Genomic DNA, 15,441 nt, shown 5'->3' with positions numbered 1-15,441 from the left:
CTTACCTGAAAAACAATAACAAAGACCGGCACGTTTCAATCACACCACAACCGCGTTGACTGATAGGAGATACCCCATGAGTGCATCCACTTCTACGCCTGCGAGCACTTCAACCCCCGGTGAACGGGCCTGGGCATTGTTTCAAGTGCTCAAGAGCAAGGAACTCATCCCGCAGGGCTACGTCGAGCAGCTCACGCAATTGATGGAACACGGCTGGAGCCCTCAAAACGGCGCCCGCGTGGTCGCCAAGGCCTGGGTCGATCCGCAGTTCCGGGCGCAGTTGCTCAAGGACGGCACCGCTGCATGCGCCCAGTTCGGCTATACCGGCCCGCAGGGCGAATACATCGTCGCCCTGGAAGATACGCCTGAGGTTAAGAACGTCATTGTCTGCAGCCTGTGCTCCTGCACCAATTGGCCTGTGCTCGGCCTGCCACCTGAGTGGTACAAGGGCTTCGAGTTCCGTGCGCGCCTGGTCCGGGAGGGCCGCACCGTACTGCGCGAACTGGGCACCGAGTTGCCCAGTGACGTGGTGGTCAAGGTTTGGGATACCAGCGCCGAAACCCGCTATCTGGTGTTGCCGCTAAGGCCTGAAGGCTGCGAGCACATGAGTGAGGAGCAGCTTCAGACGCTGGTGACCAAAGACGTGCTGATCGGCGTCGCCCTGCCCCGCGCTGACTGAAAAACAGCGCATCTTCGTTCAATTCCCGGAGTTTCTATTATGGATGGCTTTCACGATCTCGGCGGTTTCCAAGGCTTTGGCAAAGTCCCTCACACCATCAACAGCCTGAGTTACAAACAGGTGTTCAAGCAGGACTGGGAGCACCTGGCCTACAGCTTGATGTTTATCGGTGCCGATCACTTGAAAAAGTTCAGCGTGGACGAAGTGCGTCACGCCGTCGAACGCCTGGATGTTCGCCAACATGTCGGCACCCAGTACTACGAACGCTACGTTATCGCGACCGCCACCCTGCTGGTCGAAACCGGTGTCATCACCCAGGCTGAACTCGACCAGGCGCTGGGTTCGCACTTCAAGCTGGCGAACCCGGCGCACGCTCAAGGTCGAGCGGCGATCACCGGTCGCGCCCCCTTTGAGGTCGGCGACCGAGTGGTGGTGCGGGACGAATACGTGGCCGGGCATATCCGCATGCCGGCCTACGTGCGCGGCAAGCAAGGCGTGGTATTGCATCGCACATCAGAAAAATGGCCATTCCCGGACGCCATTGGCCATGGCGATACGAGCGCGGCGCATCAGCCCACCTACCATGTCGAGTTCCACACCAAAGATCTGTGGGGCGACGCTGCAGACGAGGGCTTCGTGGTGGTCGACCTGTTCGAAAGCTACCTGGACCACGTCCAGGGCAATCGAGCGGTGAACGTATGATGGACGGCGCCCAGGCGGGCCGGCTGCCGGTGACCGTGCTTTCCGGCTTCCTCGGCGCCGGCAAGACCACCCTGCTCAACCATATCCTGCGCAATCGCGAAGGGCTGCGGGTAGCGGTCATCGTCAATGACATGAGCGAGGTCAACATCGATGCCGCAGAGGTGCAGCGCGATGTGTCGCTGCACCGTGGCCGGGATGAATTGATCGAGATGAGCAATGGCTGTATCTGCTGCACGCTGCGCGCTGATTTGCTGGAGCAGATCAGTGCCCTGGCACGTCAGCAGCGCTTCGATTACCTGCTGATCGAGTCCACGGGGATTTCCGAACCGATGCCGGTCGCAGAGACATTCGCCTTCCTTGACGCCGAGGGTTTCAGCCTCAGCGAACTGGCGCGGCTCGATACCTTGGTGACAGTGGTCGATGGCAGCCGTTTCCAGGCGCTGCTGGAGTCACCGGATACCGTGGCCCGCGATGACGCACAGCAAGACGCCCCCCAACGCCATCTGGCCGATCTTCTGATTGAGCAGGTGGAGTACGCCAACGTCATTCTTGTCAACAAACTGGACTTGATCGACGAGGCCGGTTACCAGGCGTTGCACGCAATCCTCACCGGTCTCAACCCCAGTGCGCGGATCGTGCCGATGGCCCACGGCAACGTTGAGCTGCCCGCCATCCTCGGTACGCACCTGTTTGATTTACCCAGCCTTGCAGCGTCGCCGGGCTGGATGAAAAGCATGGAGGCCAGCGATGCACCCGCCTCCGAATCAGACACCTATGGCGTGACTTCCTGGGTGTACCGCGAACGAGCGCCCTTTCACCCACAGCGCTTGCTCGACTTTCTCGAGCGCCCCTGGTGCAACGGGCAGTTATTGCGCAGCAAAGGTTACTTCTGGCTCGCCAGCCGACACCTGGAAACCGGCCTGCTGGTACAAAGCGGCAAACAGTTCCAATGGGATTACGTAGGGCACTGGTGGAACTTCATCGAGCAGCCGCAATGGCCACAGGATGAATATCGGTTGCACAGGATCATGGCCAAGTGGGACAGCGTTGTCGGCGACTGCCGGCAGGAGTTGGTCTTTATTGGCCAGAACCTGGACACCCACGCGTTGCAGCGCGAGCTCGACAATTGCCTGCTGAGTGCTCGGGAAATTGCCGACGGCCCCTCGGCCTGGCAAGCCCTGCCGGGGGCGCAAGCTTTTGACGCTCGGGCCTTATCAGCACGCCCTACGTCCCGCCTTGCAAGCTGACCCCATTTGACCGTGAAAGAGGTGTTCCATGCTTTTTTTTAGCCGAACCACCCGCTGGGTTCTGGCGTCACTCGCAGACAGGCTGGAGCAGCCTGACAAGGCGAGCACGCCTTTATCATCAAGCAACCCCTTGTTGCGCCCCATCCTGGCAAGCGTCGAGCACCTGCTGCAAGAGCGACGGGACCTCAAGGAGCAGGCCCGGGCGCAGACCTTGCAAATCAGTCAACTGGAGGAGCGCCTCGCTGGTAGCGACAAGGCATTGCGCCAAGCGCAGGCGCATTGGGCGCTGATAAGCCACGGCGCAGGCGAACGGTTTTGGTCATTGGAGCTGAATGGGGCTGGTGCACCTGCGCCGGAATCTGCGCTGACGTGGACGGGCGAAGGCCCAGATCAACTGGGGAGTTGGAGCGAACGGTTGCATCCGGCTGACCGGCAACCGCACTTGGAGGCGCTCGCCAGGCACCTGGCCGATCGCAGCGAACGCCCCCCCTTTACGCTGCTCGCGAGGATGAAGCCTGCAACAGGTGGTGACTATCGCTGGTGCAGGATCAGCGGTGCTTCAAGACGCGACGCGCAAGGCGTGGCGCTGGCCATCGGCGGAAGCGTGCGTGACGTGCATGAAGAGCACCTGCACAACGAAGCGCTCGAACTGGCCGCCACACGTTTCGATATCTCCCGGGAAATGCTGCATGACGGGCTCTGGGATATCGAGGTGGTGGCCGGCGACCCGGCGAACCCGAAAAACACCATTTGGTGGTCTTCACAAATGCGCCGGTTACTGGGGTGCAACACCGTTGAGGAGTTTCCTAACACCCTGGAGAGCTGGACCTCGCGCTTGCATCCCGACGACAGCGCACGGGCCATTGCGGCGTTTGTGGCACACGTCGACGACCGCAGCGGTAAAACGCCGTTCGATGTGGACTATCGACTCAAGCACAAAAATGGCACTTACCGCTGGTTCCGCGGCCGTGGGCAAACGCGCCGTGCCCAGGACGGGTCCCCGCAACGGGTGGTGGGCGCCATCACCGATATCCATGCCCACCATGAAGAAAGCACGATGCGCGAGGCGCAGGCACAGCAGCACCGGGTAATGCAGGAAACCCTCAGCAAGCTGACGCAGATCGTCTCCACCATCCAGGGCATTGCCAGCCAGACCAACCTGTTGGCGTTGAACGCCGCCATCGAGGCCGCACGGGCCGGCGACGCCGGGCGCGGGTTTGCGGTGGTCGCAGATGAAGTACGCAAACTGGCCACCCGGACCAGCCAGGCGACCCAGCAAGCGGCCGAAATGATGGACAGCTAGCCACACCCGGACACCTGCGCGATGGGCGCGGGTGCAGAGCATATTTCAACAAAAACAATCAGGTATGTTATGCGCGATTACGACTCAGCAGTGACCTCCTTCGACTATCTGCAACTGGCCGCCCAGGACTTGCACGGCGAGCCGGATGCCTTGAACGCGTGCATCGAATGCTGCGACCGGCACGCCCACGGGGATGCCGTGGCGTTGTACTGCGAAACCCGGGATGGCCGTGCCACGCACCACACCTTCAGCGAGCTGCAGGTACACGCTGCGCGCTTTGGCAATTTTCTGCGAGAGCAAGGGGTGCGCCCGGGAGACCGTGTCGCGGGCCTGATGCCACGCACGGTTGAACTGTTGATTGCCATTCTGGGCACCTGGCGCATCGGGGCGGTCTACCAGCCGCTCTTTACCGCCTTCGGTCCCAAGGCCATCGAGCAGCGATTGGGCTGCTCCGAGGCGCGCTGGATAGTGACCGACGCCCAAAACCGGCCCAAGCTGGACGAAGTCACTGACTGCCCGTCCATCATCGTGACCGACGGTGCGCCGCAGCGCCCCGGCGACTACGACTTCTGGAGCGCATTGGAGCGCCAACCAGCGGATTGCGCGCCTGAGTTGCTGGACGCCAACGCTCCTTTCCTGCTCATGTGCACCTCGGGCACTACTGGGCCGGCCAAGCCGCTGGAGGTGCCTTTAAGCGCCATCCTGGCGTTCAAGGGCTATATGCGCGACGCCATCGACCTGCGCGAGGACGACCGTTTTTGGAACCTCGCCGACCCGGGCTGGGCGTACGGCCTTTATTACGCAGTGACCGGGCCACTGGCGTGCGGCCGGGCCACCCTCTTCTATGATGGCCCGTTCAGTGTCGAAAGTACCTGCCGAGTCATCGCCAAGTATGCGATCAGCAACCTGGCCGGTTCGCCGACAGCGTATCGCCTGCTGATCGCTGCGCAGGCCGAGTTCGCCGACGCGGTGCGCGGCCATCTGCGTGTCGTCAGCAGCGCCGGCGAGCCGCTCAACCCGCAAGTCATTCGTTGGTTTAGCGAACAGCTCGGCGTGGTCATTCATGATCATTACGGCCAAACCGAGATCGGCATGGTGCTGTGCAACCACCACGGGCTAAGCCATGCGATACGCGAGGGCTCAGCCGGTTATGCGGTGCCGGGGTACCGGATTGTCGTGCTCGATGATGCCCATCGGGAGTTACCGACGGGTCAGCCGGGCGTGCTGGCGGTGGATCGTGAGCGCTCGCCCCTGTGCTGGTTCAATGGCTACTACGGCATGCCCACCAAGGCGTTTGTCGACCGCTATTATTTGAGCGGCGATATCGTCGAGCTTAATGACGACGGCAGTATCAGTTTTGTCGGCCGCAACGACGACGTGATCACCACGTCCGGCTATCGCGTCGGACCTTTCGATGTCGAAAGTGCGTTGATCGAACACCCTGCAGTCGTCGAAGCCGCGGTGATCGGCAAGCCCGACCCGCAACGCACCGAACTCATCAAGGCGTTTGTCATGCTCAACTGTCAGTACCAGCCCAGCGCCGAACTGGCGGAAGTCCTGCGTCTGCATGTCCGACAGCGCCTGGCCGCACATGCGTACCCCCGGGAAATCGAGTTCGTCGAACAGCTGCCCAAGACCCCCAGTGGCAAGTTGCAGCGGTTCATTCTGCGCAATCAGGAAATAGCCAAACAGCAGGCACTCGACACATGACCCATGGGCGGATGGTGCCTGTGCTGAGCCGATCGGAGTTTCAGCGCAGAGCCCTGGAGTTGTTCAAGGAGCGTAGTTTCAGTCAGGTCAGCATGCGTGAACTGGCGTCGCATGTCGGCATCAGCCCGGGAGCGATTTATCACCATGTAGAGAGCAAGGAGGCAATGCTGTTTGAATGGCTGATGGAGCTGTACCAGGCGTTGCTGTCCCTTGTCGAGCTGGTCAAAACGCGAAGATTGACGCCCGCACAACGTCTGACGAAGCTGATCGAAGGTCATCTTCAACTGCATGAACACATGACCGGGCACTTCACGTTGGCAGTCAGGGATGCCCATTGTCTGGGCGCCCCGATGCAGGCAAGCGTCGAGCGGTTGAGGCTGGCCTATGAGGCAGAATTCATGAAATTGGTCGGCCAGCTAGGCCATCAGCCTGGCGGGCCGTTGCGCGAGGGAGCGCTCGTAGCCATTTTGCCGATGCTCAACAGCCTGCCTGCATGGTTAAGCCCCATGATTGACAACGCTCAGCGTCGCGTTATTACAAAGACCATCGCCGATGCGGTAGTACGAGCAATAAACGCTCTTCCTTGAGCGCCCCTCGCCAGCGGTGAAATCAGTAGCCAAACAGCGACTTGCTCTCCAGATACTCGTCAAACCCGGACTCCCCCCATTCGCGGCCGTTGCCCGACTGTTTGTAGCCGCCAAACGGCGCGGCCTGGTCGGCGCGGGCGCCGTTGAGGTGGACCATGCCGGTGCGCAGTTGCCGGGCGACCTGGCGGCTGCGTCCAAGGTCGGCCGAGGTGACGTAACCGGACAAGCCGTAGGGGCTGTCGTTCGCGATGGCGATTGCCTCGGCTTCGCTGTCATACGGGATGATCGCCAAGACCGGGCCAAAGATTTCTTCGCGTGCCACCAGCATATCCGGTGTGACGTCGGCAAATAGCGTCGGTCGCCCATAGTAACCACGCTCAACGCCTGCTGGCCGCCCCAGCCCACCGGCGATCAACCGCGAACCTTCGGCGATGGCCTGGGCGATCATGTCTTGTACCCGCTCCCACTGCATGGCGTTGGCTAGAGGACCGATGGCGGTGATGGGGTTGCTGTCGTCGTAGCACACCTGCGCAAGTACCTGCCGGGCGATCTCAATCACCGCCTGTTGCTGCGCACGCGGCACCAACAGCCGCGTCGGGGCATTGCACGATTGGCCGCTGTTGCGCATACAGCCCAACACCCCATGGCGCACCGCGCTGGGCAGGTCGGCATCGTCGAGCAGGATATTCGCGGATTTGCCGCCCAGTTCCTGGGACACACGCTTGACCGTATCCGCCGCCGCCTTGGCCACTGCAACGCCGGCACGGGTGGAGCCGGTAAAAGACACCATGTCCACCTCGGCATGGCGCGCCAACGCGGCACCCACCCCTGGGCCGTCGCCGTTGACCAGGTTGAACACCCCCGCCGGTACCTCGGCCTCATGCAGCACCTGGGCAATGATCCGGGCTGACAACGGCGCCCGCTCACTGGGTTTGAGCACCACGGTGCAACCCACGGCCAGCGCGGGGGCGAGTTTGCAGGTGAGTTGATTAAGCGGCCAGTTCCAGGGCGTGATCAGGGCGCACACGCCAATCGGCTCGCGTACCACCAATGTATTACCCGCCCGGCGCTCGAAGCGGTACTCGCGTAACACATTCAACGCCTGCACCAGATGGCCCAGGCCTGCCGGCACATGGGCGCTGCGGGCCAGGGACAGCGGCGCGCCCATTTCCAGGTAAACCGCTTCGATCAGCGCTTCGCTGTGGCGCTGGTAGGCCTGGATTATGCGTTGCAGCAGCTCGATACGCGCCTCCAGCGAACTGGCGGCGAACCCCGCAAACGCTTGCCTGGCCGCGCCGACTGCGCGGTCCACATCGTGGCTGTCGCCAAGGATGATGCGCGCAACCGCCTGCTCGGTGGACGGGTTGACCACGGTTTCAACGGCCGTGCCGTGGGGCTTGACCCAGGCACCGTCAATGTAGAACTCAAACAGATCCGACATACCTTGGGCTCCCCTCAGGCGACGTGTTTCAGGGCACTCGCCAGGGTGTCGAACACCTGGGCGATCTCCTGCGGGCTGATGACCAGCGGCGGCGAAATCACAATGGTGTCACCCGAGCCGCGCACCAGCACGCCGTTGTCGAAGCACCACTGCGCAACCTCACTGCCACGGGCGCCGGGGAAACCTGGGCGTGGCTCGAGTTCCACCGCGCAAAGCAGACCGATCGCGCGTACGTCCAGCACCGCGCCGACACCTTGCAGCGCGAGTGCGGTCGACTGCCACAGCACACTCACCGCGTTGACGTGCTGGTTGATGCCCAATTCACGATGCACCTCCAGGGTCGCCAACCCGGCCGCGCACGCCAATGGGTGCGCTGAATAGGTGTAGCCGTGCATCAATTCGATGACATTCTGTGGGCCGGCCATGAACGCTTCATACACCGCGCCGCTGACCAGCACGCCGCCCATGGGCACGGCGCCGTTGGTCAGGCCCTTGGCGGTGGTGATCAGGTCCGGCAGCACGCCAAAGGCTTGCGCGGCAAAGGGCGCGCCGACGCGGCCAAAACCGGTGATTACCTCGTCGAAAATCAACAGCACGCCATGCCGTGTGCAAATCTCGCGCAAGCGTTGCAAATAGCCTTGGGGCGGCGGATATACCCCGCCGGAGCCGGTCACCGGCTCGACAATCACCGCGGCCACGGTGCTCGGGTCCTGGATATCCAGCAGTTGTGTCAGCGCATCAGCGTAACTGGCGCCCTGCTGCGGCTGCCCGGCGCTGAAACGCATGCTTGCGTCATAGGGCAATGGCAGGTGCGAGACCTCCCCCAGCAGCGGGCCAAAGTCACGTTTCTGGCGGCCGATACCGGATACCGACAGCCCACCGAAGCCCATGCCATGGTAGCCCTTGGCACGCCCGATAAATTTGGTCCGACGGCAATCACCGCGCGCCTGGTGATACGCCCGCGCGATCTTCAGCGCGGTATCCACCGCTTCAGAGCCGGAGTTGGTGAAGAACACCTGCTCCATACCGGCGGGGCTGATGTCGATCAGGCGCTCGGCCATTTCCAGGGCCTGGGGGTGGCTCATCTTGAACGACGAGACAAAGTCCAGGCGCCCCGCCGCTTCGCGAATGGCTTCGACGATTTTCGGCTGGCCATGCCCGGCATTCACGCACCACAGCCCCGCCATTGCGTCGAGTACGCGGCGCCCATCGGTGGTGGTGTAGTACATACCGTCGGCGCTGGCGAACATCATCGGTTGTTGCTGGAACTGGCGCATCGGGGTAAATGGCGCCCAGAACGCGCCGCGCGCGGAAACTGAAGGGTTGGAAAGATCGTTCATGGCGACTCCTGCAAAGCGAGGGTTGGATGGCCGGTCAGCGTCGGGCGCTGCAACGGGCCTGCGTTTACGTTGACACTGCGGTCCAGGTACAAGGTGCCGTGTTCGATACGGCAGGTGACCCGATCACAAAACGCCGTCTCGACAAACTGCCAGGTCATGCTCAACACCCCGTCTTCGGTCCAGCGCGCCTGCGCCACCACCGGGGTGAGTGCCGGCTGGTATTGGTGATGCAGATAGTGGCCGGTCATGCTGGTCTGGGTTTCGATGCCGGCGCTCAGCCCGGCCCGGATGCAATGGGTGCCACGGGGGTCGGTGAGGTAAAAGTCACAATGCTCAGGCCCGAAATCCAGCCGCACTTCGCTGACTTGGTCTTCGTTGGCCTGCATGGCAAACGTGCCATTGAATTCAGCCTGACGCGGCGAGCTGGCGGCGCCAGACATGACTGGCCGTTGTTGATGGGCCAGCAGCGCCGCCAGCGCGGCATCCGCCGAGCCTCCGCTGGGTACGTCCAGCGCCGGCAAAAGATGCTCCCAGAGCAGGCTGTGCAAGCGCCGCTCGCCCAGGGCAAGGCCTGCGGTAAACGCAATCACCGCGTTATGGCGCGGTAACACAATGCACTGCTGGCCAAACACGCCGGAGGCGTAATACCCACCGTGCTGGGTCATCCACCACTGGTAGCCGTAGCCTTCGCGGCGCGTGACAGCCGCGTCGCTCGACTCGTCGCGGCTCAGGTAGCGCTTGCCATCGAAGGCGCCCATCCATACATCATCGACGTGCCCACGGGTCGCTTCGGCTACCCATTCGCGCGATAGCAATTGCTGCCCCTGCCAATTGCCCTGTTGCAAGTGCAACACGCCGAATTTGAGCAAGTCTTCGGTGCGGCAACTGAGGCCATTGCCACCGGTGTTGAAACCGCCAGGAGCCAGGTCCCACTCGATGGGGCCCATGCCCATGGGTTGGAAGATACGTGCGTCGCACAGCTCGAACGCCGTCTGGCCGCTGACTACGCTGACAATCGCCGAGAGCATGAAGCTCGACGCACTGCTATAGATAAACCGGTGCCCTGGCGGGTCTTCGACCGGCTCATTGAGGAACAACCGTACCCAACTGTCACTGCGCCCGCGCCAGGCGCCACCAGAAATGCCCTGGCGATGGCCGGTGCGCATGGTCAGCAAATCCCGCACGGTCATGGCCGCCAGGTTGGCGCTGATGGATGCCGGGCAATCGGTGGCAAAAAAATCCACCACCTTGGCGTCCAGCGACAGCACGCCGTCATCCACCAACAGCCCGACGGCCATGGACACCCAGCTTTTGGTCGCCGAATGCTGGACATGCAGGCGTTCGGCGCAATAAGGCGCCCAAAACGCTTCAGCTACCACCGCGCCATCGCGGTACAGCATGAAGCTGTGCAACTCCAGGTCCGCAGCGTTCACCGCTTCGATGAAATCACTTACGCCACGCGCCGATACGCGTTGTTGACTGGGCAGTGCCCGCCGCAACGGCAAACTCGTCATCTGATCTATCCCCTCATTTCCACTGCTTGGGCGTGCAACAGGCTGCTGCTGCACGCCATTACCGCTACCAGAGCGCCACGGTGTAGCCCAGGATCACTCTGTTTTCGTTGGTGTCACGGGCGAAGTTGCTCGTCGCGCTGGCGTTCTGCCAACGCAGCGAGACATCCTTGAACGTGCCGCTCTGCACCACATAGCCGAGGCTCAAGTCCCTCTCCCACTCGCGCCCTTCGCCGTTGAAGCCGATGACCTTGGCGTTGTCGCCCTTGGCATAACGCGTCGAGAACAGCAGGCCCGGAATGCCCAGCGAGGCGAAGTCATAGTCATAGCGGGCATGCCACACGCGCTCGCCGGTCTGGGAGAAGTTGGCCAGTTGATACTCGGTGAACAGGTAGGTGTTGGTGCCGTCCACATAGGTGAACGGTGTCGAGCCGTACTGTTCCTGGTAACCGCCGCTGAGGTTGTGGCCGTAGAGGCCATAGCCGATGCGCGTGCTCAACGCCCGGTTGTCCACCTTGCCGGCCAGGCCTGCAGCGTCTTCACTGGCGCTGAAGTAGCGGATATCGGTCTTGAACGTGCCCGGGCCCCACTTGAAGCTGTTTTTCAAGCCCAGGTAATGCTGTTGGTACAGGCTTTCCAGTTGCGCGAACTGATAGGTCACAAAAGTCGTCGGCGTGAGTGCGAACTCGCCGCCGGCGTAGCGGAACTCATCGCTCTTGGCGCTGCTTTTGTAGGCGCCGTACTGGCTGGTAAGCCCCATATCCTCGTAGTGGGTTGAGTCGCGCTGCTTGACCTGGTCCAGTTGGCCCGCGCTCAGTGTCAGCTTGTCGATGTCCTTGGAGGTCACTGCGGTACCGCTGAAACTCTGCGGGAACAGGCGGCTCAGGTTCGGTTGCAGCGTCGGCAGGTCAGGCACCATGTAACCCACGCGCAACTCGCTTTTGGCCAGGCGCGCCTTGCCGGTGAGGCCCAGTTTTGAGTAGTTGTCATGGGCGCGGCGGGCGTAGCTGGGGGAGCCTGGCTCGGCCATGCTGGAGCGTGCCAGCAGCCCGGTGCCGGAGTTGTCCGGGCTCGAATCGAGCTTGATGCCCAACATACCCACCGCGTCCAGGCCAAAGCCCACGGTACCGTCGGTAAAGCCCGACTCGATCTTGAGGATAAAACCCTGCGCCCATTCGGCACGCTTGTTCTGCCCGCTGGACTCGCGGTAGTCGCGGTTGAAGTAGTAGTTCTTCAACTCCAGCGCCGCTTTGCTGTCGGCGACGACGTCGGCATGGGCAAACAAGGGCATGAAACCGGCGCCCATGACGCTGGCACTGGCGACAACTTTGTTGATGCGGTTATTCATGTGTAGGTTCCTGGCAGACAGGTTGAGTGGGGTTGTTTTTGTTTTCTTCGGCCATGGCTTCGCCCGCTTCGCAAATCGTCGATTTGCGAAGGGTTGGGTTTAATGCCGTGGCCTGGGGTGCAGCAGTACCTAAATCACGCTGGCACGGAGGCGGTAACTGCCGTCCGCACGTTTCTCCAAGGGGCTGGCCGCGGCGAGTAGCCGACGGGTGTAAGGGTGTTGTGGGGCGTCGAAAATCGTGTCACGCGGGCCCATTTCGACCACCTCGCCCTGGTTCATCACCGCCACACGGTGGGCGATGCGTTCCACCGCCGAGAGATCGTGGGAAATGAACAGGCAGGCAAAGCCGTATTGGCGTTGCAAGCGCTCGAACAGTTCGAGGATCTGCTTCTGGATGGTCATGTCCAGTGCCGAAATCGGCTCGTCGGCAATCACCAGCTTGGGCCGGCGCACCAACGCCCGGCCAATCGCCACGCGCTGGCGCTGACCACCGGAAAGTTGGTGGGCAAAACGCTCGCGAAACTGTTCGGGCAAGCCCACGTCGACCAGGGTGTCGGTGACCCGCTGGCGCTTTTGCGCGGCCGTCAGGGCGGGTTCATGACGCAGCGGTTCGGCGAGGATCTGGCCCACAGTCATGCGCGGGTCGAGGGACGAATACGGGTCCTGGAAGATCATCTGGCATTGCAAGCGATGTGCCCGGTTGGCGGCCTTGAGGATATCCACGCCCTGGAACAGGATCGCCCCGGCACAGGGGTTGACCAAGCCGACGACCGCACGCCCGAGGGTGGTCTTGCCCGAACCGCTGCCACCGACCAGGGCCAGGGTCTCGCCCGGAGCAATACTCAGGTTCACCGAGTGCACCACGCGCTTGGGCACGCTGCGCCCCCAGAAGCTGCGCGGCCCCGGGTGTTCGATACACACATCCCGGACCTGCAACAACGCGCTGTCGACCGCCGGCACGGGCACCAGTTCCCCGCGCCGTGGCAGCGCTTCGAGCAATTGCCGGGTGTATTCGGCCTTGGGGGCAAAGAGGATATCTTCGATACGGCCCTGCTCTACCGCCTTGCCCGAGCGCATCACCACGACTTTGTGGGCATAACGCGCGACCAAAGACAGGTCGTGGCTGATAAACAGAATCGCGGTGCCCTGCTCGCGGGTCAGTTCCAGCATCAACTCGATCACGTCCAGTTGCGCCAGGCAGTCCAGGGCCGTGGTGGGTTCGTCGGCAATCAGCAGCGCCGGGCGCAGCAGCATCACCGAGGCCAGCATGATGCGTTGGCGCATGCCGCCGGAGAATTGGTGCGGGTAGGACGCCAGGCACTTTTCGGCGTCCTTGATGCCGATGCGTTGCAGCATGGCGATGCAGCGCTCACGGATTGTCGCCGCATCCAGCGTGGTATGCAGTTTGAGTGCCTCGCTCATCTGCCGGCCGATAGTCAGCGCGGGGTTGAGCGAGACCATCGGCTCCTGGAACACCATGCCGATCCGTGCGCCACGCACTTCACGCATGGCCTTGGCATTGCTGCTGTCCAGGGCTTGGCCCTGGAAGATGATGCGCCCACCGCACACCTGCATCGGTGCTGGCAGCAAACCAATGGCAGCGCGCGCGGCCATGGTCTTGCCGCTGCCCGACTCGCCCACCAGTGCGACGATTTCGCCGGGGGCCATGGTGAAGCTGAAGTCATCGACGGCCAGCGGACCGTCCACGCCGACGCGAATCTGTAGATTTTCAACGGCCAGTAAAGGCACTGGAGCGCTCATGCTCATTTCCTCATGCGCGGGTCGAGACGATCACGCAAGGCATCGCCGAACAGATTGATAGCCAGCAACGTCAGGCTGATAAAGATGCCCGGGAAGATCCCCAGCCACGGCGCCGTCGAGATGTACGTGCGGCTGGCCGAGAGCATGCTGCCCCAGGTCGCGGCCGGCGGTGGAACCCCAAGACCGAGGAAACTCAGCGCACTCTCCGAGAGCAACGCCCAGCCAAACATGCTGGTGGCCAAGACACACAGCGGCGCCAGGCAGTTGGGGGTGATGTGACGGAACATGGTGTACAGCTCGGAGTTGCCGATCACCCGCGAGGCCTCGATGAACTCCAACTCACGCAGCGACAGCACGCTGCCGCGTACCACCCGCACCACCGAAGGGGTGTAGGCGATACCCAGGGCGAGCACGATGCCGTACTGGCTGGCGCCGACAATTGCCATGATGCCCAGGGCCATAAGGATGCCGGGGAATGCCAGCAACGCATCGTTGAGCATCATCAGCACCCGGTCGGTCCAGCCGCGCAGGTAACCGGCGAGCATGCCGATCAGCGTGCCGCAGATCACCGCTACGCTGACCGAGAGCAGGCTGATCCACAGGCTGGTACGCGCACCAATGATCAGCCGGCTGAACACATCGCGGCCAAATTCGTCGGTACCCAGCCAATGCACGGCGTTCGGTGCGTGCAGGCGTGAGAGCAGGTCCAATTTGAGCGGGTCGTAAGGTGTCCACACCACGCCGAGCAATGCCAGCAACACCAGTGCCGCGAGCAGGCTGCCGCCGATCAGGGCGTTCAGCGGCGGGTAACGCCAGCGCCGCCGGGGCGGGACCGCCGCCACGGTGGGCAAGGCAGGAGTCTTGAGGTTCATAGCTTCACCCTTGGATCGAACAGCGGATACAGCAGATCCACCAACAGGTTGACCAACACATAGATACAGGTGACCAGCAGCAGGCAACCCTGCAACACCGGGTAGTCGCGGGAGAAGATCGCATCGACCATCAACCGGCCGATACCTGGCAGGGTGAACACTGTTTCCAGCACCGCAATGCCGCCCAGCAAGTTGCCAAGGATCAGGCCAATCAGGGTCCAGGTCGGTGCAAACGCGTTGCGCAAGGCGTGCCTGCACAGCACCGCGCCTTCCGACAACCCTTTGGCCCGGGCATGGGCGATGTACTCCAGGCGTAGCACCTCAATGGTGCTGGCCCGTGCCATCCGGGCAATGGCCCCGAACTCCACCAGCGTCAGGGTGATGATCGGCAGCACCACATAGGTCAGCGCTTTCATCGGGTCGGTGGCAAAGCCCACGTAACCGATCACCGGCAACCAGCCCAATTGAATGCCGAAGACATACAGCAGCAACAAACCCAACCAGAAGCTGGGCACCGACAGCAACAACGTTGCCGTCGCCACCAGGCCCAGGTCCATCGCGCTGTTTTGCTTCCAGGCTGCGAGCAAACCCACTGGCACTGCAAGCAGGGTCGCCAGCAATACCGCCACCAGCACCACGGTTGCACTGACGCTGAAGCGCTCGAGCAGCAACTCCAACACCGGCTGGCGGCTGCTGATGGACACGCCGAGGTCGCCACTGAGCACCGACTTGATCCAGATCAGGTACTGGGTCACCACTGAGTGGTCAAGCCCCAGGCTGCTGCGCATATCGGCCAGGCTTTGCGGGTCGGCCATGTCGCCGAGCATCAAGAGTGCCGGGTCGCCGGGGATCAGGCGGATCAAGGCAAACACAATCACCGAGATCAGCAACAGGGTCGGCACCGCCATGCCGAGCCTGTGCAATATGAATCGAAACATAG

At 62.4% G+C, this 15,441-nt stretch carries 12 protein-coding genes and 2 pseudogenes; 7 read left to right on the top strand and 7 right to left on the bottom strand.

The window, feature by feature from the left end; translation table 11 throughout:
* Positions 1-76: 76 nt before the first annotated feature.
* From nthA to C5F71_RS25795, 7 genes and pseudogenes are all read left to right on the top strand, one after another.
* Complete coding sequence (nthA, locus tag C5F71_RS25820) at positions 77-679, top strand: nitrile hydratase subunit alpha (protein WP_070994918.1); 603 nt, start codon at positions 77-79, stop codon at positions 677-679.
* A 39-nt stretch (positions 680-718) separates the two neighbouring features.
* A complete protein-coding gene (nthB, locus tag C5F71_RS25815; RefSeq protein ID WP_104912309.1) occupies positions 719-1,381 on the top strand; it encodes a nitrile hydratase subunit beta in 663 nt (220 codons plus the stop codon).
* The gene (locus C5F71_RS25810; protein WP_104912308.1) at positions 1,378-2,628 is read left to right on the top strand and encodes a GTP-binding protein; all 1,251 of its coding nucleotides are present in this window, start codon (positions 1,378-1,380) and stop codon (positions 2,626-2,628) included. Before nthB ends, C5F71_RS25810 begins: the two co-directional genes overlap by 4 nt.
* Before the next feature lie 28 nt (positions 2,629-2,656).
* A pseudogene (locus C5F71_RS29555) lies at positions 2,657-3,589 on the top strand (PAS domain-containing protein); the annotation flags it as partial.
* A 48-nt stretch (positions 3,590-3,637) separates the two neighbouring features.
* A pseudogene (locus tag C5F71_RS29780) lies at positions 3,638-3,907 on the top strand (methyl-accepting chemotaxis protein); the annotation flags it as partial.
* A gap of 93 nt (positions 3,908-4,000) precedes the next feature.
* Positions 4,001-5,641, top strand: coding sequence for an AMP-binding protein (locus C5F71_RS25800; protein ID WP_104912306.1), 1,641 nt, complete (start codon positions 4,001-4,003; stop codon positions 5,639-5,641).
* A gap of 11 nt (positions 5,642-5,652) precedes the next feature.
* On the top strand, positions 5,653-6,228 hold the full coding sequence (locus C5F71_RS25795) for a TetR/AcrR family transcriptional regulator (RefSeq protein WP_070994942.1): 576 nt from the start codon (positions 5,653-5,655) through the stop codon (positions 6,226-6,228).
* Positions 6,229-6,250: 22 nt separating this feature from the next.
* On the opposite strand, the gene C5F71_RS25790 is transcribed toward C5F71_RS25795, so the two are convergent.
* The 7 genes from C5F71_RS25790 to C5F71_RS25760 form a co-directional block, all read right to left on the bottom strand.
* The gene (locus C5F71_RS25790; protein WP_104912305.1) at positions 6,251-7,669 is read right to left on the bottom strand and encodes an aldehyde dehydrogenase family protein; all 1,419 of its coding nucleotides are present in this window, start codon (positions 7,667-7,669) and stop codon (positions 6,251-6,253) included.
* Between the two features lie 14 nt (positions 7,670-7,683).
* A complete protein-coding gene (locus C5F71_RS25785; protein WP_104912304.1) occupies positions 7,684-9,009 on the bottom strand; it encodes an aminotransferase class III-fold pyridoxal phosphate-dependent enzyme in 1,326 nt (441 codons plus the stop codon).
* Positions 9,006-10,523 carry a serine hydrolase gene (locus C5F71_RS25780; protein WP_104912303.1) on the bottom strand — a complete coding sequence of 506 codons (1,518 nt, stop codon included), beginning with the start codon at positions 10,521-10,523 and terminating at the stop codon, positions 9,006-9,008. Before C5F71_RS25780 ends, C5F71_RS25785 begins: the two co-directional genes overlap by 4 nt.
* Before the next feature lie 64 nt (positions 10,524-10,587).
* Positions 10,588-11,868 (bottom strand): OprD family porin, encoded by a 1,281-nt coding sequence (locus C5F71_RS25775; protein WP_104912302.1) that lies wholly within the window; start codon positions 11,866-11,868, stop codon positions 10,588-10,590.
* A gap of 129 nt (positions 11,869-11,997) precedes the next feature.
* Positions 11,998-13,629: an ABC transporter ATP-binding protein gene (locus tag C5F71_RS25770; RefSeq protein ID WP_104912301.1), complete on the bottom strand. Its 1,632-nt coding sequence runs from the start codon at positions 13,627-13,629 to the stop codon at positions 11,998-12,000.
* A gap of 2 nt (positions 13,630-13,631) precedes the next feature.
* Complete coding sequence (locus C5F71_RS25765) at positions 13,632-14,501, bottom strand: ABC transporter permease (RefSeq protein WP_104912300.1); 870 nt, start codon at positions 14,499-14,501, stop codon at positions 13,632-13,634.
* Entirely contained in the window at positions 14,498-15,439 is a 942-nt protein-coding gene (locus tag C5F71_RS25760; RefSeq protein WP_070994929.1) for an ABC transporter permease, read from the bottom strand. Before C5F71_RS25760 ends, C5F71_RS25765 begins: the two co-directional genes overlap by 4 nt.
* Positions 15,440-15,441: the final 2 nt, after the last annotated feature.

Source organism: Pseudomonas sp. LG1D9, assembly GCF_002949995.1.
Lineage (GTDB): Bacteria > Pseudomonadota > Gammaproteobacteria > Pseudomonadales > Pseudomonadaceae > Aquipseudomonas > Aquipseudomonas proteolytica.
Note: the sequence above shows the minus strand (reverse complement) of the source record. Positions and strands in the feature narration are given on the sequence as shown.